Below are 18,305 nucleotides of genomic sequence, written 5' to 3'. Positions count from 1 at the left end.
GATCTTGCGGCACATCTACCGCTGCCCGCTGCGCTGGGCGGACATGGACGCGTACGGCCACATCAACAACGTGGTGTTCCTCCGCTATCTGGAGGAGGCGCGCATCGACTTCCTGTTCCGCCCGGAGAAGGACTTCAAGCAGGGGTCTGTGGTGGCGCGCCACGAGATCGACTACAAGAGGCAGCTGGTCCACCGGCACGCGCCGGTGGACATCGAGCTGTGGATCACGGAGATCAGGGCGGCGGCGTTCACGATCAGGTACGAGGTCAAGGACCCGGCCGCGGCTGACGCCAAGGAAGTGGTCTACGTCCGGGCCTCGACGGTGATAGTGCCGTTCGACTTCGAGACCCAGCGCCCGCGCCGCATCACCTCCGAGGAACGGGAGTTCCTGGAGGAGTACCGGGACGACAAGGCCGACGAGGCCGTCGCGGCATGACCGTTCTGCACCTCGCCGACGGTGGGGAGGCGGCAGACCTCGCCGCCTTCCTCTCCCGGCTGATCCACTACGACCGCGCGGCCGCCGTGCGCCTCCAGGCGCACGGCAAGGCGCTCGCGGTCTTCGGGCGCCCGCCGTCCTTCGAGGTGCTCGCCATCCGTACGGCGCGCCTCGCCAAGCCGTACGAGAACGGGCTCGACGTCAGCCTCGACGTGACCGTCTCCGCCGGTGAACTCCTGGAGTCCATCGACGAGTCGGCGGCCACCGCCGCCGTCCCGGCCGCCGTCACCGGGCCGCCGTGGGCCGGAGTGCTGCCCCCGCGAGGGGGCTGGCAGCCGGAGCCGGGGCTGCCCGCGCCGGACGCGGTACGCGCGATGGTCGCCGCCGCCGTCGCCGAATTCCGGTCCCGTACACAGGAGTTGGCGCCCGAGGCCCGTACCCGTGCCGAACTCGACCGGATCGGGCGGGAGATCTGGTCCCGGCCGATCGGCGACACCGGGCTTCCGGTACGGGCCGCGCACGCGGCACAGTCGCTTGGATTCCTGCGCACCGCCGGCGAGGACGTACGCCAAGACGCCCCCGGCGAGAGCCCGTTGGGGCTGTACTCCTCGGGGGCGTGGCTCCGGCTGCGTACGCCGTACGGGTCGATCGCCGTGCGCAGGGCTGGACTTGGGGCGCTGGACGTCAGCGTGCGCTGAACCCGCCCACACCGGCGATTGCTGTGCAGCTACGGCGGTGGATCACCCGTGATCGCTGTCGTCCGGCCATACGCCGATGTGGTCCGGCTCCAGTTCCAGCGCCACGCGGTCCCGCATGCCCAGGGCCTCGGTGTACTCGGCGGGGAGCTGGAGGCGGCCCGCGCGGTCGAGCATCGCGTACTCGCGGGCCACCACCGCCTCCTGGCCGGTGGCCGCGTCGACCTCGGTGCGGCGCAGGACCTCCGTGGAGGTGCGGCCGTCGCGGATGGCGACCGTACGGCGGACCTCGCCGGCGACCGCCTGGTCGTGGGTGACGATCACGATGGTGGTGCCGAGGTGTTCGTTCGCGGTGCGGAAGGCGGCGAAGATCTGCTCGGCGGTGTGGGAGTCGAGTTCGCCGGTGGGCTCGTCGGCGAGCAGGACGGCGGGGGCGTTGGCCAGGGCCACCGCGATGGCGACGCGTTGTTGCTGGCCGCCGGACATCTGGTGCGGGCGGCGGCCCCGGCAGTCGGCGATGCCCAGCAACTCCAGGAGTTCCAGGGCGCGTTCGGCCTGGGCGCGGCGGGAACGGCGGCCGTTGCGGACGGTGCCGGACAGCTGCATCGGGAGGGCGACGTTCTGGGCTGCCGTCAGGTAGGGGAGCAGGTTGCGGGACGTCTGCTGCCAGACGAAGCCGACGACCTCGCGGCGGTAGCTCAGCCGGTCCTTCGCGCCCATCGTGAGCAGGTCGCGGCCGGCCACCTTCGCCGCGCCCGCGGTGGGGGTGTCCAGCCCGGCCAGGATGTTCATCAGCGTCGACTTGCCGCTGCCCGACGCACCCACCAGCGCCATCAACTCGCCCTCGCGGACCAGCAGATCGAGGCCCTGGAGCGCCTGGACCTCCACACCGTCCGTGGAGAAGATCCGGACCAGACGGTCACAGGTGATCAGGGCGTCGTGGCCGTAGGCGGGGCGGTCCCGGCGGGCGGCGGCGCGGTGTGCGAGGTCGGCGAAGGTGGGGTCGGTGGTGGTCATGGGCGACTCCTGGTGGCGCTCGTGGCGCTCTTCGAAGGGGTGCGCGGTGTGGCACTGAGCTCGGCTGTGCGGGCGTCGCTCATCGTGCGTCCCCCGCCCGCAGTTCCCGTACCGACCCCCTTCTCCCCGTCCACCACGCCTGTGCCGCCGCGATGCCCGTCGCGAGGGCGAGGACGGTCAGGGACGGGAGGAGCAAGGAGAGGGTGTCCGTGCGGAGCCGGGCGCTTCCCGGCGTGGAGTCGTGGGTGGCGAGGGCGATGGCCGTCAGGTCGATGCCGGGGGAGAGCAGACGGATGGTCGCCCAGCCCGTGAGCGCGCCGCCCGCCGCCGCGAGCAGGGCCTGGGGCAGGGCCTCCAGGACGAGGAGGCGGCGGCCCTGGGCGCGGGTGAGACCCATGGTGCGGAGGCGGGCGAGAAGCGCGGCGCGCTCGGGGGCGGCGCGTATGAGGGAGAGCAGCAGGGCGAGTACGGCGTACCCGGCGCCCGCCGCGACCGCCGCCGTGTAGATCCGCTCGGCGCCGGACTGCAACGGCGAGTCGACGTACCGCGCCCGCTCCTCCGCCCGCAGCCGTACGGTCACGCCCGCACCGGACGCCTTGCGCAGGGCGGCCCCGTCGAGGTGGTCGCCGGTCACGAACAGCGCGGTCGGGCGCGCGGCGCGGGTCCCGAGTCCGGCCCGGTCCACGATCAGGAAGTCCATGTCGGAGACGGCCGGGGTCAACTCCCGTACGAGAGCGATCCGCACGGTGACCCGACTGCCGTCCTCCATGCGCACGGCGAACGGCCGCGTGCCGTAGCGGTCGGCGACGGCGGGGGAGGCGACGGCGGGGAGGGGCGCGGCCCCGGAACCCTGCCCCGACCCCCGTGACCTCAACTCTCCCGCCGGGAATCCCCCGAGCCCCACCCCCCGGGCCAGCCGCGCGTATCCCTCCGGATCCACGCCCGCCACCGGGACCGTCTCCTCCTCCGTGCCCGAGCCCTCGCCCAGCCGTGCCTGGTAGGCGATGCTCACCGGCGTGACGTCGTGCGCGCCCGGAGTCCGGCGGAGCCGCTCGGCCAGGGTGGAGGGCAGGGCGTGGGTCGCCTCGACGCGGGCGTCCGCGCCGGTGGTCAGGAGGGCCGCGCGGTCGCGGGCGTCGTGGACGCCCGCGAGGACCGAACCGCCGAAGGCGGCGGTGGTGAGGGCGGTGAGGAGGGCCAGGAGGGGCAGGACCGTGGAGGTGGAGGTGCGGCCGGCGCGGGCCAGCGAGAGAGGGGTGACCGCGCCGCGCAGCCGCCCGGCCGGCCGGGACAGCCGGCGCAGCGGCAGCGGATAGAGCCGGACCAGCACCAGGGCCGCGATGACGCCCACCAACACCGGTGCCAGCGCGACCAGTTGGTCACCGGAGGCGGAGCCCGACGCATCGGACGCGCCCCGGCGCCGCAGCGCCACGACCGCCGCCGACGCCAGTACCAGCAGCGTGAGTTCCGCGACCGTACGGCGCCGTGACGGGCGTACGGATGTCAGGTCCTCGCGGGCCCCGTGGACGCGTACGGCACGGTGGGCGAGCACGGCGCGCACCGGCAGGGTGGCGCAGGCCAGGACCGTCACGGCGACGGCGGCCGCGACCGCGTACGAGCGGCGGCCCTCCGGGACCGCGAGCAGGGCGCCGCCGAGGCCCAGCGCGCCCGCGGGCAGCGCGACCACCGCCGTCTCGGCGAGCAGACGCCCCGAGACGCCTCGCAGGGAACCGCCGCGGGCACGCAGCAGGGCCAGTTCGGCGCGGCGGCGGTCGACGGCGAGGCCGCCCGCCATCAGCAGGACGACGGCGGCGACCGTGCCGGTGCCGAAGGCGGCCACCGCCACCAACGGGCCGATGCCGGAACGCAGTTCGGTGAACGACTTCAGTACGTCGTCCAGGTCCGTGGTCGCGTCGGCCAGCGGGTCGACGCGTTCCCGCACCCGGCCGAGGCCAGGGCCTGACTCCAGCGCGGCGATCGCGGAGGCCAGACGGGACACGTCGTGCGCGGCCAGGGCGGAGGCGTCGGGCGCCAACTGCCAGTAGCGTTCCGGCTTTCCGGGCGTGCCGAGCATCGCGGGGGCCGCGTCCGGCGGCAGCAGCAGCGCGCCCAGCCAGTACTTTTCCGGCGGGCCGCCATTTGTGGGCAGCACCATCAGGGAGGGCTTGCGCAGCACGGGCATCGCCGTCCAGTAGGCGCCCCCGGGCGTGCGCGGGACGACGATGCCGGTGACCCGTACGGACAAGGGGGCGCGCTCGATGCCGGGCAGGTGGATCACCGAACCCACCTTGATCCGCAGGGTCTTGGCTGTCTCGGCGGTGACGGCGGCCTCCACCTCGGCCGTCGCCGCGGTCACCGTGCCCGTCACGCGCGGCAGACGCCCCGAGGCGAGCCGGGCGTGGTCCGCGAGGCCGTTCTGCGCGATGAGCGACATACGGGCGGGCAGCCCGGTCGGCATGGGCAGCCAACGGTCCAGCGCGGCCGTGGGATCGGCGGTGCGGACGCCGTACGAGGACTGCGTACGGTCGGCGACCAGGGGCCGTTCGACCGAGGCCAGCACCTTCGCGTACGCCGTGCGCAGCGCGGCCTCCCGCAGGGCCTTCTCCCGCTGCTCCTGCGGGAGTTCGACGCCCGGCTGCGGGGCGTACACCTGCACGGTGGTCTTCTGGGCCGAGGCATCGTCGAGGAGCCTGCGCAGCCCGGCGTCCTCGTACCGGTCGACGGCTCGCGGGAAGGCGGCGGCCAGCGCGGCGGTCAGCGCGACGAGCAGGGCCAGGGCGAGCGCCGCTCCGGGCGCGGCGCGCAGCCGTGTGCGGACCCATGGAGCCACCGGAGCCGTACCGGCCATGTCACTCACCCCCCTGTCGTCGCAGCGAACTCGCCGGGTCCGGGCGGTGCAGCGCCAGGAAGGCCGTGATGGCCAGCGGGGTCACGGCCACCGCGGCCAGCAGCACCGCGACCTGCGGCAGCGGGAGCTGGACCAGGACCTGCGGGACGGGCCGGGTGGCGTCGGAGGTCAGGACGATCAGCGGGACGACCGCCCGGGTCAGCACCGCGCCCAGGGCGACGCCCACCACCAGCGCCAGGGCCACCAGGACACCCTGCTCGGCGGCGATCAGCCGGGCCAGCTGGCGGCGCGGCGCACCCAGCGCCCGCAGCACCGCGAACTCGGAGCCGCGCTCCCGCAGCGACCCGGCCGTGCTCACCGCGAAACCGACCGCCGCCAGCGCCGCCGCGACCACGGCCGCCGCGGCGAACGCGGCCTCGGGGCCCGCCCCGAACGGGTCGTCGCGCAGCCCGTCCGCGATCTCGTCGCGCACGACGACCTGTGACGGCTCGATGTCGGGCCGCTCCCGCACGGCCGCCGCGACCCGCGCCGCGTCGCCCGGCGCGGTCCGCAGCCACCACTCGGTGGGCGCGACACTCTGCCCGTAGCGCGACTCCAGCACCCGGTTCACGGAGCGGAGATCGACCAGCAGCGCACCACCGTCGGCCACCGCGCCGCCGGTCTTCGCCGACGCGCCACCCGTGCCAGGCCCGCTCCCGGTCGTGGGCAGCGCCCGTACGCTCGCGACGATCCGCACCGGCACCGTCTCGCCCCCGATCGGCACGTCCATCCGCTGCCCGATCCGGGCGCCCGCCGACGTCAGGAAGCGGTCGGTCGCGATCGCGGTGGCCTCCGTCACCGGCTGGACGACTTGCAGGCGGACCGTCAGCGACGTGATCTGCCAGGCGAAATCGTGCGGGACGTAGCCGGTGCCGTAGCGGACGGCGAGGGCCTTGTCCGTGGCCTTCTCCACCTGCGGGGGCGTCGGCCGGGTGGAGGCGTCGGGCGATGCCGAGGTGCTGTTGGTCTGGGACGCCGCCTTCCAGGCGGTGGGCAGCGGCAGCCGCTGTTTCGTGCCGTCGGCGCCGGTCGCGGTCAACTCCTCCACGGAGAAGAGGTGGTGCTGCGCCTGGTCGATGGGCTGGGTCATGTCCAGTTGGAGTCCGGTGAGGATCAGGGGGCCGGCGGCCGGCGAGAGGTCCAGCGCGAGCGGGTGCGCCCGTCCGTCGGCGGGGAGCTGGCCGAGCCGGATCGCGTACGGCGTCCCGTAGCGGTCCTCCAGCGTCACCGTCACGTCCGCGGTCGTGCCGTCCTTGCCGCCGTGGATCCGCGCCGTCATGCCGAGCCGCGTGGCGCCCTTCGGGAGCGCCGTGCCCGTGGTCGCCCCCTTCGGTGCGAGCCCGGCCAGCAGCGGCCGCACCGGTCGGCCGGCCAGGTCGTCGCGCAGCAGCACTCCGTCGGCGGCGTGGGCGGTGTCGAGCGCGAGCACCGTCGCGGTGCGGTTGCCGGACAGCGGCAGGGCCGTACGGACGGCGGGTGCGGCCGCGCGGACGTGCGGGAGCGCCGCGTAGAAGCCGGCCTGGCCCAACTCGCCGTCGTCGCCCCCGAGTACGCGTACGGATGTACCGGCCTGGAAGTCGGCCTGGTCGTCCTGCGAGCGGTCCCAGGAGGCGCCCTGGCCGATCGCGAGCATGCCCATCGCGACGGCGAGGACGAGGAGCAGGACAGGGCCGGCGCCGCGCATCGGGCGGCGGCTGAGCTGCCAGCCCGCGAGGGCGGCGGGCAGCCCCCGGCCGCTCGCGGCACGGCGTTCGGCGAGCCGGGCCACCGGCGGCAGCAGCCGCAGGGTGAGCACGGTCCCGGCGAGCAGGGCGAGCGCGGGCGCCGAGACCAGGAGCGGATCGATGCCGAGGGTGCCGGACCGGTCGCCGGTGACGGCGCCGGAGGTCTGCCGGTCCAGCTGCCAGTACGCGACCCCCGCGATCACCAGCAGTCCGACGTCCGCGCCCGCGCGCACCGGAGCGGGCAGCGAGCGCGCCCGGCCCTCCGCCGTGTCGCCGGACGTGAGCGCCGGGACCGTCACCGCCAGCGCGCAGCCCAGGGCCACGGCCGCCGCGACCAGCCACACCCCGCCGCGCCCGGCCGAGGTGTCCAGGCGCAGCCCGATCCTCGCCAGTGCGCCCTGTCCGGCGAGCAGCCGGGTCAACGGCCCGGCGAGGAGCGGCGCGCAGAGGGCCGCGGGCACGGCGAGCAGCAGCGCCTCCAGCGCGGCGAGCCCGGCGACCCGGCCGCGTGAAGCACCGCGCGCCCTCAACACCCGCGTCTCGCCCGTCCGTTCGGCACTCAGCAGCCGGGCGACGAGGAGCAGTGCGTACCCGGCGAGCAGCGCGAGCTGCAACGCGACGATCAGCAGCGTCGAACGCGACACCAGCAGCGAACGCTCGACACGGTCCAGCACGTCGGGCAGTGAGGTCGCCAGGCCCGTCGTCCCGCTCAGCGCGGCGGCCTTCCGCAGCCCCCGTGGCCCCGCGCGGGCCGCGTCCCGCAGGGCGCCGATCCGGCCGGGCGTCAGCGTCGAGAAGTCGGCGGACGCCAGCCACGCGGACTCCCCGGCGCTCACCCGGCCACCGGTCAGGACGGCGGGATCGGCGAGCAGCGGCCCGTACGTCGTGAAGTCGACCTTGTTGATCCCGCGGCCACCCAGCTCGTCCAACTGCCAGTAGGGCGCGGTGGGCCGGGCGGGCCGGTACAGACCGGTGATCCGCACACGCACCTTCGGGCCGCCGAGCCGGTCGACGAGCGTGAGGCGCGCGCCGGGCCTCAGACCGAGCCGGCCGGCGGCGTTCTCGGGCAGCGCGACCTCGATGACAGCGGCGCCGGACCTGTGCGGCAGCCGCCCGGCGGTGACCCGTACCTGCGTGTGGTCGAGGGCGGCGAAGTGGGTGAGGTCCGGGTCGCCGGCCCGGTCGGCGGGCGCCTGGAGGGTGCGGGGCAGTGCGTACGGGCCCGAGCGGACCAGGGTGCGCAGGGTGACCGGAAACCCGCCGAAGGTCTGCCGGGCTCCCTTGCGTACGGCGCTGTCGGCGGCCTCGCGCTGCTCCGCGGAGACGTCGGCCTGGACGATCAGCGCGGTGTCGACGGCGTTGCGGGGGTCCTGGAGCGCGTGCCGCAGGGAGGCGTCGCCGATCGCGCCGGAGTACGCCGTGAGGGTCGCGAGGACCGCCGTCGTCAGCAGGACGGTGAGCAGCGCGGCGGCCAGCAGCAGGCGGTGTGCCCGCGCACGCAGTAGGACTAACCCCGTCACCCGGCCCCCCCGCCGTCGTCCCGGGCCGACGCGCCACGGGATCTCCGGGCGATGCTGGCAGAGGAGACGGCCCGCGGGTAAGCGCTTGAGGCACGGCCTTGACCGGATTGTGACCGGAATCCGGCGCCCCGCGACCGGAATGCGCGCCTCAGTGGCCTCGTCCGGTCACAGCGGCGCTCAGCCCTCCGTGTTCACCATGGAAGCCGCCGCGTACGTCAGGTAGTTCCACAGCGTGTGCTCGTGCTCCTCGGAGAGGCCGAGCTCCTCGACGGCGACGCGCATGTGGCTCAGCCAGGCGTCGTGCGCGGCCCGGTCGACGGCGAACGGGGCGTGGCGCATGCGAAGCCGGGGGTGGCCGCGGTTGTCGCTGTACGTCGTGGGGCCGCCCCAGTACTGGATCAGGAACAGCGTGAAGCGCTCCTCGGCCGGGCCCAGGTCCTCCTCGGGATACATGGCCCGCAGCTCCGGGTCCCCGGCCACACCCTCGTAGAAGCGGTGCACCAGACGGCGGAAGGTCTCCTCGCCGCCGACCAGCTCATAGAAGGTCTTCTCCTGAAGCGTGCCGCGCCGGATCTCATTCACCCGTCCATGGTCTCAGACGGGGTGGCGGAGGACTCAAGGCTTAGGACCACTGACTTGGGGCCGCTCACTGGGGCCGCTCCGGCAGGCGCGGCGGCTCGCGCGGCGGCTCGCGCGGTCGCGGCGGTGATCGGCCGAGTCGGCGCTCGCCTCGCGGCCCGTCGGGCAGCACAGTGGAGGTATGAGCGCCCATGCTCTCGACCCCGGCCTCGACGACCTCGCCACCCTGGCGCGGGCGGCCCTCGTGCGCGAGATCGACAGGAGCGGCGCCTGGGCCGCCGACCCGGTCTGGCGGGAGGCGTTCGAGGCGGTCCCGCGCCATCTCTTCGTGCCGTACTACTACGTCGGCGTCCTGGGCGGCTTCGAGCGTGTGTGGTGCGAGGACCCCGACCCGGGCAGCCGGGAGCGCTGGGTGCGCGGCGCGTACGCGGACGCCCCGCTGGCCACCCGGGTGCGGGACGGGGAGCTGGTGTCCTCCAGCAGCCAGCCGTCACTGATGGCGACGATGCTCACCGAACTGGAGGTACGGGACGGGGACGCCGTTCTGGAGATCGGCGCCGGCACCGGCTTCAACGCGGCGCTGCTCGCCCACCGCCTCGGCGACGACCTGGTGACCACCATCGACCTCGACCCGGAGATCACCGAATCCGCGCGGCGGCATCTGGCCACCGCCGGGTACCACCCGACCGTCGTCACGGGGGACGGCGCCCGCGGAGTCCCCGAGCGCGCCCCCTTCGACCGGATCATCGCCACCTGCACGCTGACCTCGATCCCGCCCGCCTGGCTGCGCCAGTGCACCCCGGGCGCCCGCATCCTCGCGCCGATGGCCACCGGCCTGATCGCGCTGCACGTCCGGGACGCCGGGCACGCGGAGGGGCGCTTCCTGCACACGCCCGCCTATTTCGTGCCCCTGCGCGGCGAGACCCGGCACCAGGAGCCGGAGCCGCAGCACCTGGGCGGACTGCCGCGCTGGGCCAGGAGCCACGAGCTGTTCCGGTTCCTGCTGAACCTGACGGCGGGCAGCCTCGATCCGTACGAGGCGTACACGCTGTGGGAGCGCGAGAACAAGCCGGTGCGCGAGCGGTACGGGATCACGGTCAGCGACGAGGACGCCTGGGCGTGGCTGGACGACCCCGAAGGGCCGTACGCCTGGCCGCTGCCGTGAACTCCGTACGGCTGTCTTCCGGCTGTCTTCGAAGACTGCCGCTCAGCCGCGCCGGATGGTGATCGTCGTCCAGGCGCCCACGTGCACCCGGTCGCCGTCCTGGAGCGGGACCGGTACGAAGGGCTGGATGGGCTCCTCGCCGCCGTTGACCGTGGTTCCGTTCGTGGAGTTCTGGTCGACGACCGCCCAGCTGCCGTCCGGCTGCTGGACCAGGACCGCGTGCTGGTGCGAGACGCCCGGGTCCTCCGGGGGCACCGCCAGATCGATGTCCGGGGACTCGCCGGTGGAGTGCCGGCGGCGGCCGATCGTGATCTGGTTGCCGGTGAGCTGGCGCTGCTGCTCCGGCGAGTACGCGGGCAGGTTCAGGCCCGCGGCCTCGGGGCCCGAGCGCTGCATCATCGCCATGAAGTACTCACGGTCGGGACCGATCGTCGCGGACCAGGCCAGCGGCCGCTGCTGCTGGTAGGCGGGACCGGGGCCGGGCGGGGCCTGGGTCGGGCCGGGCTGCGGGTAGCCGTAGCCACCGCCCTGGGCCGCGCCGGGACCGTTCGGGCCACCGGGGCCGCCCGGACCACCGGGGCCGGGGCCGCCGCCGGGCTGACCGGCCGACGGCGGGGAGATCACCCAGTCGTCGTCACCGCCGCCGAAGGGGCCGCCGGGCGCGGGGGCCTGCGGCGGGAACGCCGGCGAGGCCGGCTGCTGCGTGAAGGCCTGCGGGGCGCCGGGGGCACCGGGCGTGGGCCCGGGCGGCGGCGGAACCGGACGCGACGGATCGCCGCCGAAGCCGGAGGGGTCACCGCCGAAGCCCGACGGATCGCCGCCGTAGCCCGAGGGGCCGCCGGCGCCGAACGGCGGAGCGGGCGGACCCTGCGGGATCGGTTCGGCGGGCCGGTTCATCTGCGAGGGCCGCGAGCTCTGGTACTCGAACGGGTCGTGACCGGGACCCGCTCCGGGACCGGTGGGCTGCCCCGGCCCCTGCTGCTGGAACCGCAGCGCCGGATTCGGGCCACCGGGACCGCCAGGGCCGCCGGGAGCCCCGGGTGCGGGCCCCTGCGGACGCGGCGCGGCCGGGGTGTACGAGGTCGCCGTGTTGGTCAGGAAGTTCCACCGGCACTCCTCGCAGAACGGCGCGGCGCCCTCACGGGGCGTACGGCACTGCGGGCAGAGCTCCGGATCGAAGTCCGGCACGGCGGACAGGTGCGGGCGCCCACCGGGGCCGGGCGGCGGCGGGGGCGAACCGGGCGCCGGATAGCCGTAACCGGCGGGCGGCGGCGGGGGAGGTGGCGGGGGCACGGCACCGGCCATGCGGTGACCGCAGACCTCGCACCAGTCGTCGGAACCCGACTGGTGTCCGTTCGGGCAGGTCGGCATGTCGGCGCTTCCCCCTCTCCTTTTCCGGCCGTTATGACCGGGTTTCTCCGGCTCCCGTCGGGAACCGGGCTCGCTACTTCTTTACACGAACAGTCTTTGTGGACCGTGTTTCGAGGGTCATCTCGTCAGCCTCTGCGACCCTTGCCTTCAATCGCACAGTACCTGCCGCGGCGTCGACCACGTCCACCACCTTCGCAAGCAGTTTCGCAGTATCGGCGTTGCCGGAGGCGCTGGCGAGCTGAACGGCGCGTCCCAGCTTGGCCGTTGCTCCATCGACATCTCCCGATTTACGGAGATCCAGCCCCTGTTGGATGACTTGTGCCAGTTCCGCCTGACCTGTGTAGTGCGCGACCTGCGGGTTGATCGAGGTCGACGCCGCCATGTCATCGGTCCACACCGCCCGTACGAGACCCTGCGCGCCGAGGTTCTGCGCGCTCCCGTCCCCCTGCGGGATCACCAGCGAGACCCGGGCGGCCAGCATCTCGCGGCCGACCTCGGCCGAGGGGACCTCGACGCACACGTGGTAGTCGCGGGACTCGTCGCCCCAGGAACCGGTGGGGTAGTCGCCGGCGCGCGGGCCCGCCTCGGTGCGACGGTCGGTCAATTCCTCGACTGTGGGGGCCACTTGCTTGACGAACTTGATCGCGGTGCCGACGGGCGTCCACAGCCGGAGGGAGACGTCCGCGACCTCCTTGCCCATGGCCGTCTCCATCATCTGCGTGAAGTCGGCGGACAGGGCGGCCGGGTCGGCGACGATGTCGGCGGTCCCGAGCAGCGCCGAGGCGATCCCGGTGACCTCCTTGACCTCCCAGTCGGTGCCCACTCCACGCGCGTCACAGGTGAACCGTCCGGCACAGGAGTCGAGCGCCGCCTTCAGGTCCTCGGGCGACTCGTGTTCGTTGCGGCCGTCGGTGAGCAGGATGCCGTGCCGGATCGATACCTCCGCCGAGGACAGCAGCCGGTCGGCGAGCCGCAGCCAGGTGCCGATCGCCGTACCGCCGCCCGCGCTCAGCTTGCGCAGCGCCTGCTTGGCCTGGTCGCGGGTGGCCGTGTCGGCGACCGCGAGCCGTCCGTTGCCCGGGTAGACCTCCTTGGCGATGTGCGTGCCGCCGATGACCGCGAAGTGCACACCGTCGCGCAGGGCGTCGATCGCGGCGGCCGTCGCGTCACGCGCGCCCCGCATCTTGGTCGGCGGGTAGTCCATCGAACCCGAGCAGTCGACCATGATCGCCACGGCCGCGTCGGGGCCCTGACCCGCCGTGTACAGATGCGGCGCTCCGACCGCGCTTCCGATGGTGCCGCCGCCGGTCGCGCTCACCGTGATGATCGCGTTGACCTCGCGGCCGCCCTCGTGCAGGTACTCGTTCTGGTACACGTCGACCGAGAACTGTGGCACGTTCGACTTCGAGAAATTGGCCATGCCTTCTTCGTCCCCCTCAAGGCCTCCGGTACTGGCGGAGGTGATGACTGTATGCGGACCGGTCCCCTCCGGTCCGAGGCCGACGCCTTTTTCGCCGGTCTTGCGGTTTTCGCGGCCTCAGGCCGATCCTGCCCCCTGAGGCGGGGCAGGGAACGGGACGACGGCCACTGTTACGTTGTCGTGGCCCCCGCCGTCCAAGGCGTGGCCGACCAGGACCTGGGCGCTGTGCAGCGGCCGCTCGGCGGCGTCGAGGGGCACGACCTCGGCCATCTCCTCGGCCGCCTCCGCGTAGTTCCACAGCCCGTCGGTGCACACCACCACTACACCCGGCCGGTCCGGCTTGAAGGAAGCGGTGTGCGGCTCCAGTTCGTACGCGTCCGCGCCGAGCCAGCCCGTGATGGCGTGGGCGCGCTCGTCGGCGTACGCCTCTGCCTCGTTCATCAGGCCCGCGGCGACCATCTGCGCGGCCCACGAGTCGTCCTCGGTGAGCCGGGCCGGCAGCGAACTCCGGTCGACGGGAACCCAGTAGGCGCGGCTGTCGCCCACCCAGCCGACGATCAGCAGGGTGGGGGTGACGACGGCGCCGACGATGGTGCAGGCGGGCGCGTTCACATGGGGTGCGTGTTCGCCCTGTGCGGTGGACGCGTCGGCCAGCGCGTTGACGGCCTCCGCGGCCGCGACGATCGCGTCGTGCATGGCCTGCTGCGGATGCGTGCCGAGCGGCAGCGCCTCCAGCAGCGCCTCGCCTGCCGCTCGGGACGCGGCGAGCGAGGCCTCGTCCGGGCGGGTCGCCGAGGAGACGCCGTCGCAGACGATCGCGACGACCGCGGGCGAGCCGTCGGGCAGCGCGGTCGAGGAGATCGCGAACGCGTCCTCGTTGCGGTGGTGCCGCAGCCCCCGGTCGCTGACCGCGGCGACGGCACCCAACTCCTGCTCCATGTGGTCCCGTTCGCGCGGCTGTGCGTGCCCGCAGTTCTCGCAGTAGCCGTCGCTGTCGACATGGCCCGAACGGCAGGCGACGCACAGCTTGGTGCCCGCGGGGGGCGTGCCGAGATCGGCGGTGCGCGGATCGGCGGTCCCGGCCGCGGTCCCGGCCGCGGGTCCGGCCGAGGGCCCGGCTGTAGGCCCGGCTGTGGGACCGGCGGCGGGCTCGGCGGCCGGGGGAGCCAGCGGGTACTCGTCGGGCTGCGCGGGCCGGTCGAACCGTACGCCCGCGGGTTCCCTGTGCGGGTGCGCCGACTCGGGGTGCGGATGCGGGAGTTCGGAACCGCCCGAGTCGGTGCCCTGGATGTCCATGGCGCGGTGCAGGGGAGCGGGCGTGTCGGAGCTGTCCACCTCCGGCGCGAGGGGCCAGTCGACGGACGCGACGGCCGAAGGGGGCCGCGGTGAGCTGCCGTTCATGGTGATCGTGGGGTTGTCCACCGGCGGTGCTGGCACCGCCGACAGGTCGTAGCCGCACGCACCGCAGAAACGGTCACCCGCATCCAGTGGCTCTTCGCAACTGGGGCACCGTGAAAGGGCCGTCGGCTGGGGCATCTGGGACATCAATCACACCCACGTCCGGGGGCGGTAACGATTGGCACGTTCCACCAGGTCGATCCTCTCCTCGCCGCCCTGCGCGAGCCGGGCCAGCGTCCGGTACGAACGCTCCAGTCCGAAGCGGAGGCCGCGCTCGTCCAGCTTGCTGCCGAGCAGCACAGGTCCGCCTCCGGAAGCCGGAGCGGAACCCTGGCTACCGGAGAGTACCCAGTCCAGCGCGCAGCCAAGGACTTCCGTCGACAACTGCTCGCGCCGGACCGCGTCGAGACCGTACCCGTCCAGCGCCTCGACCTGGCCCGCCGCCGCGGTCAGGTCGTCCAGGAACGCGGCGGCCGCCGCCTCCTCGGCCATCCGCTGGCGCAGCCGCGCCCGGACGGCCGCGACCCGCGCCGCCGTGTAGTGGATGGACGCCTCCGGTACGGATTCCAGGGTGCGTACGGCGCCACGGCGGTCGCCCGCGGCGAGCTGCACACGGGCCAGGCCGAACGCCGAACTCACATAGCTGGGGTCGGTCGTCCACACCAGGCGGTAGTACTCGGCGGCGTTGTCCAGCTGCCCGAGCACCTCCGCGCACAGGCCGAGGGCCAGCTTGGGCGAGGGCTCGCCGGGGAACGCGTCGTAGACCGCGTCGAAGGACAGCGCCGCGATCTCGTGCTCCCCGGTCGCGAGGGCCACGACACCCCGGTACCAGACCACCCGCCAGTCGTCCGGGTGATCGCCCTCCAGCGCCTCGATGGACCGGGCCGCGCTGTTCAGTTCACCCATCTCCAGACGGGCCCGCAGCTCGCGCAGCCGCAGCTCCAGCGAGCCGGTGGGCGCCGCGTGCAGCGCCGTGATCAGCTCCCCGGGCGCGGAGGCCATGAGCCCCGCGAGGAAGCCGGCGTTGGGGTCGCCCGGGTCCACCCGGGGGATGGGCAGCGCGAGCGCCGTGGCGGCGGCCTGAACGGGCTTGACCAGAGTGCCCGCAGCGGCCGGAGCGGTCGCCGGGGGGAGAGCGGGCGTGCCGTTCGTCCCGGCCGTCAACTGAGGCGCGCCCTTCTTCCCGCGTACGGGCACAACCCGCGCCCCCAGCCGTGACACGTCTCCGGCCGCCTTGCCGAACAACTCCGTGTCCGTGACCTTGAGTTCGGGCCCGAACAGGGTCGACAGGGCCGGGCGCGCACGGCCGGTCTGCAGCGAGACGACCTCGCGCAGGACGCCGGTCAGCTGCTCCGCCATTTCCTGAGCGGAGGCGAACCGGCGGGCCGGGTCCGGGTCGGTGGCGCGGACGAGGAGCCGGTAGAAGGACTCGTAGGTCCGGAAGACCTCGATGTTGTCCGGGTCGGGCAGGGAGTCCACGAAGACGTTCGTGTAGCCCTGGAAGTCGAAGGTCAACACGGCGAGGGTGCGGGCGACCGTGTAGAGGTCGGAGGCGACGGAGGGGCCGACCTCGGCCACCTCGGGCGCCTGGTAGCCCACCGTGCCGTAGATGGCCGACTCGTCGTCGTCCATTCTGCGCACCGCGCCCATGTCGATCAGCTTGAGCTGGTCCTCGGTCTGGATCGCGTTGTCGACCTTGAAGTCGCAGTACAGGAGGTTGCGGCTGTGCAGATGTCCGAGCGCCTCCAGGGCCTCGATGCCGTACGCGCAGGCCTGCTCCACCGGCAGCGGATCGCGCTTCCCGTCCACCGTGCGGCGGCCGTTGGCGATCTCCTTCAGCGACTTGCCGCCGACGTACTCCATGACGATGTACCCGTCCAGCGATCCCGTCCGCTGGTCGAGGTGCTCGACGAAGTTGTAGATCCGCACGATGTTCGCGTGCTCGATCTCCGCGAGGAAGCGCCGCTCGGAGATCGCCGCCGCCATCGCGTCCTGGTCACCCGTGTCGAGAAGGCCCTTGAGGACCACCCAGCGGTCGGAGACCGCGCGGTCGACGGCGAGATAGACCCAGCCGAGCCCGCCGTGCGCGAGACAGCCCACGACCTCGTACTGGCCGTGCACGATGTCGCCCGCGGCCAGCTTCGGCACGAACGAGTACGGGTGGCCGCACTTCGTGCAGAACCCCTCGGTGCGCCCGCCCTTCTCACCGCGCGAACGCCCCACCGGCGCCCCGCAGTCGGAGCGCGAGCAGAACCGCTTGCGCTCGGGCACCTCCGGGTTCTCCAGGACCATCGCGCGCGGGTCGGGCCGCGGCACGTCCGGGACCTCGACGAGGCCGACGCCGAGCCGGCCCCGGCTGGAGGATCCGGCCGTCGACCCCGAGCTGCGGACGGACACCGAGCGGCCCGTCGTCTTCCCCGACAGCGACAGCGAGCGCGACAGACGCCCGGAGACCGAGCGCCGCGACTGCGAGGACCGCGACGACGCACGCGAGCTGGCGCGCGAACTGCTCCGCGCGCTGCTGCTGTTGGAGCCGCGCGAGCTCCTGCCGCCGCCGGTGATCCCGGTCGGGGTCGAGCCCACCGAACCGTTCGCCGAGACGACCGGGGCCAGACCGCACGTGTCGCAGTACAGCTCGCCGCCGCCCACGTCCTCGTACGACCCCGAGCAACCGGGCCGCTGGCACTTCTGCCCCTGCTGACTCACGCTGCATCCCCTCTAACGCTCACGCGTTGGGCCCCCTCCGGTCCATCCGGTCGATCCCGTCGATCCGGTCACTGGGCCCGCTGCCCTGCTCGGGCACCCGCGGGCTCAGCGCGTCGGCGGCCGCCCGCTGGTAGCGCAGCACCGCCTCTTCCGCGACACGCAGATCGCAGGGCGCGCTCCACAGCATGCGGCGCGCCGCGTCGTAGCGCTCGACGAGGAACGGGTCCTCGGCGAAGCCGTGCCGGGCGACCTTCGCCTTGTACGCGTCGAGGCGGCCGCGCAGCTCCGCACGGACCGCCAGCGGTGCGGTGACCGCGGTCAACGACTCGCGGGCCCGCAGGAGTTCGTCCTCCGCCTTCTCCTCCAGCGACTCGAGGAGCGGTGAGAGGCGGTGCCACTGGGCGTGTCTGCGGTACTCGGCGGCCGTCGCCAGCTGCTCCTGAAGCGCGGTCGGCGGACCGCTGACGGCCGGCACCTCCGACGCGGCGATCTTCGCGAGCACCTCACCGCGGGCGCTGCGCGCCTCGGCGAGTGTGCGGTCCGCGCGGCTGAGGGTGTCCCGCAGCTTCACGAGCCGTGCCTCCGCGTCCTGCCGGACGGTGAGCACCGCGTCGATCTCCCGGCGCACCTCCTCCAGGGCGCGCGCCTCGCGGTCGTACGTCGTCGTGTCCGGGCGTCCGCCGCCCGGGGCCGAACTCCCTTGCGCGGGCACCCAGAAGGCCAGCGGATCGGAGACGACACGCTCACGCAGCGTGGTCAGCGTCCGGGTGATCCGCTCCAGGTCGTCGCCCGAGGGGTGTTCGCCGGGGCGCACGCCCACGGAGTGCGCGAGCTGGCGGGTGCGCTGGAGCTCCGCGGCCAGTAAATCGATCCTGGCGGGCAGCGCGGACCACACGGCGTCGGCGGCGACGACCATGTCGAGCGACGACGCGTACAGCGCGTTCATCCGTTCCACCAGCGCGGCCAGCGAGAAGTGTTCGCTGAGCTTGCTGCTGCCGGCGAGTGTCGGCGCGTTCGCCGTGGCGGTGGCGCTGCCCGCGACCGTGACGCTCTCGCCGCGCAGCAGCTCGGTCAGCTCGACCAGGTCCTCGCGGCTCGACCAGCGTCTGCGGGAGCGGATCTCACGCGCGGAGCGCAGCGCGTCCGTGTACGCGTCGAAGTACGCCCACAGCAAGGTGATCGACGCCTCCGCGGACGTCCAGCGCTCCTTGGTGGTGCCGGTGAGCTCGGCGCCCTCCAGGAGTCTGCGGCCCGCGTGGTCCTGCAGGGCGAGGAGCGAGGTCTCGATGGCCTCGTGCTCCGCGCCGAGCCGCGCCAGCGCACGGTCCACCTCGTCCCGGTCCATCACCGGCCCGGGGGGTCCCGTGACGCCCATCGATCACCTCTC

Annotated in this window: 12 protein-coding genes; 3 read left to right on the top strand and 9 right to left on the bottom strand. The window is 73.9% G+C overall.

The window, feature by feature from the left end; genetic code table 11:
- Positions 1–4: 4 nt before the first annotated feature.
- Together AB5J50_RS18470 and AB5J50_RS18465 are read left to right on the top strand one after the other, a co-directional pair.
- Positions 5–436, top strand: a complete 432-nt coding sequence (locus tag AB5J50_RS18470) for an acyl-CoA thioesterase (RefSeq protein ID WP_369259416.1) — start codon at positions 5–7, stop codon at positions 434–436.
- On the top strand, positions 433–1,134 hold the full coding sequence (locus AB5J50_RS18465; protein WP_369259414.1) for a hypothetical protein: 702 nt from the start codon (positions 433–435) through the stop codon (positions 1,132–1,134). The genes AB5J50_RS18470 and AB5J50_RS18465 overlap by 4 nt, the downstream gene beginning before the upstream one ends.
- 42 nt (positions 1,135–1,176) lie before the next feature.
- Here AB5J50_RS18465 and AB5J50_RS18460 read toward each other — a convergent pair whose 3' ends face one another.
- From AB5J50_RS18460 to AB5J50_RS18445, 4 genes are all read right to left on the bottom strand, one after another.
- Positions 1,177–2,148, bottom strand: a complete 972-nt coding sequence (locus AB5J50_RS18460) for an ABC transporter ATP-binding protein (protein ID WP_369259412.1) — start codon at positions 2,146–2,148, stop codon at positions 1,177–1,179.
- 79 nt (positions 2,149–2,227) lie between these two features.
- A complete protein-coding gene (locus AB5J50_RS18455; RefSeq protein WP_369259410.1) occupies positions 2,228–4,996 on the bottom strand; it encodes an FtsX-like permease family protein in 2,769 nt (922 codons plus the stop codon).
- A 1-nt stretch (position 4,997) separates the two neighbouring features.
- Positions 4,998–8,279 (bottom strand): FtsX-like permease family protein, encoded by a 3,282-nt coding sequence (locus AB5J50_RS18450; protein ID WP_369259408.1) that lies wholly within the window; start codon positions 8,277–8,279, stop codon positions 4,998–5,000.
- A 177-nt stretch (positions 8,280–8,456) separates the two neighbouring features.
- Positions 8,457–8,861: a globin gene (locus AB5J50_RS18445; protein ID WP_369259406.1), complete on the bottom strand. Its 405-nt coding sequence runs from the start codon at positions 8,859–8,861 to the stop codon at positions 8,457–8,459.
- A gap of 178 nt (positions 8,862–9,039) precedes the next feature.
- Between AB5J50_RS18445 and AB5J50_RS18440 the strand changes: the two genes are divergently transcribed.
- Complete coding sequence (locus AB5J50_RS18440) at positions 9,040–10,023, top strand: methyltransferase domain-containing protein (protein WP_369259404.1); 984 nt, start codon at positions 9,040–9,042, stop codon at positions 10,021–10,023.
- A gap of 42 nt (positions 10,024–10,065) precedes the next feature.
- Here the strand turns inward: AB5J50_RS18440 and AB5J50_RS18435 are convergent, their stop codons facing one another.
- The 5 genes from AB5J50_RS18435 to AB5J50_RS18415 all read right to left on the bottom strand — a co-directional run bounded on the left by AB5J50_RS18435 (position 10,066) and on the right by AB5J50_RS18415 (position 18,293).
- Positions 10,066–11,394, bottom strand: a complete 1,329-nt coding sequence (locus AB5J50_RS18435; RefSeq protein WP_369259402.1) for an FHA domain-containing protein — start codon at positions 11,392–11,394, stop codon at positions 10,066–10,068.
- 73 nt (positions 11,395–11,467) lie between these two features.
- Complete coding sequence (locus AB5J50_RS18430; RefSeq protein ID WP_369259400.1) at positions 11,468–12,814, bottom strand: VWA domain-containing protein; 1,347 nt, start codon at positions 12,812–12,814, stop codon at positions 11,468–11,470.
- A gap of 117 nt (positions 12,815–12,931) precedes the next feature.
- Positions 12,932–14,362 (bottom strand): PP2C family serine/threonine-protein phosphatase, encoded by a 1,431-nt coding sequence (locus AB5J50_RS18425; protein ID WP_369259398.1) that lies wholly within the window; start codon positions 14,360–14,362, stop codon positions 12,932–12,934.
- Positions 14,363–16,918 (bottom strand): tetratricopeptide repeat protein, encoded by a 2,556-nt coding sequence (locus tag AB5J50_RS18420; RefSeq protein WP_369259396.1) that lies wholly within the window; start codon positions 16,916–16,918, stop codon positions 14,363–14,365.
- 19 nt (positions 16,919–16,937) lie between these two features.
- Positions 16,938–18,293, bottom strand: a complete 1,356-nt coding sequence (locus tag AB5J50_RS18415; protein ID WP_369259394.1) for a hypothetical protein — start codon at positions 18,291–18,293, stop codon at positions 16,938–16,940.
- Positions 18,294–18,305 lie beyond the last annotated feature (12 nt).

It is taken from the genome of Streptomyces sp. R35, from assembly GCF_041053035.1.
GTDB lineage: Bacteria > Actinomycetota > Actinomycetes > Streptomycetales > Streptomycetaceae > Streptomyces > Streptomyces lutosisoli.
This window is presented reverse-complemented; position numbering and strand designations above follow the sequence as displayed.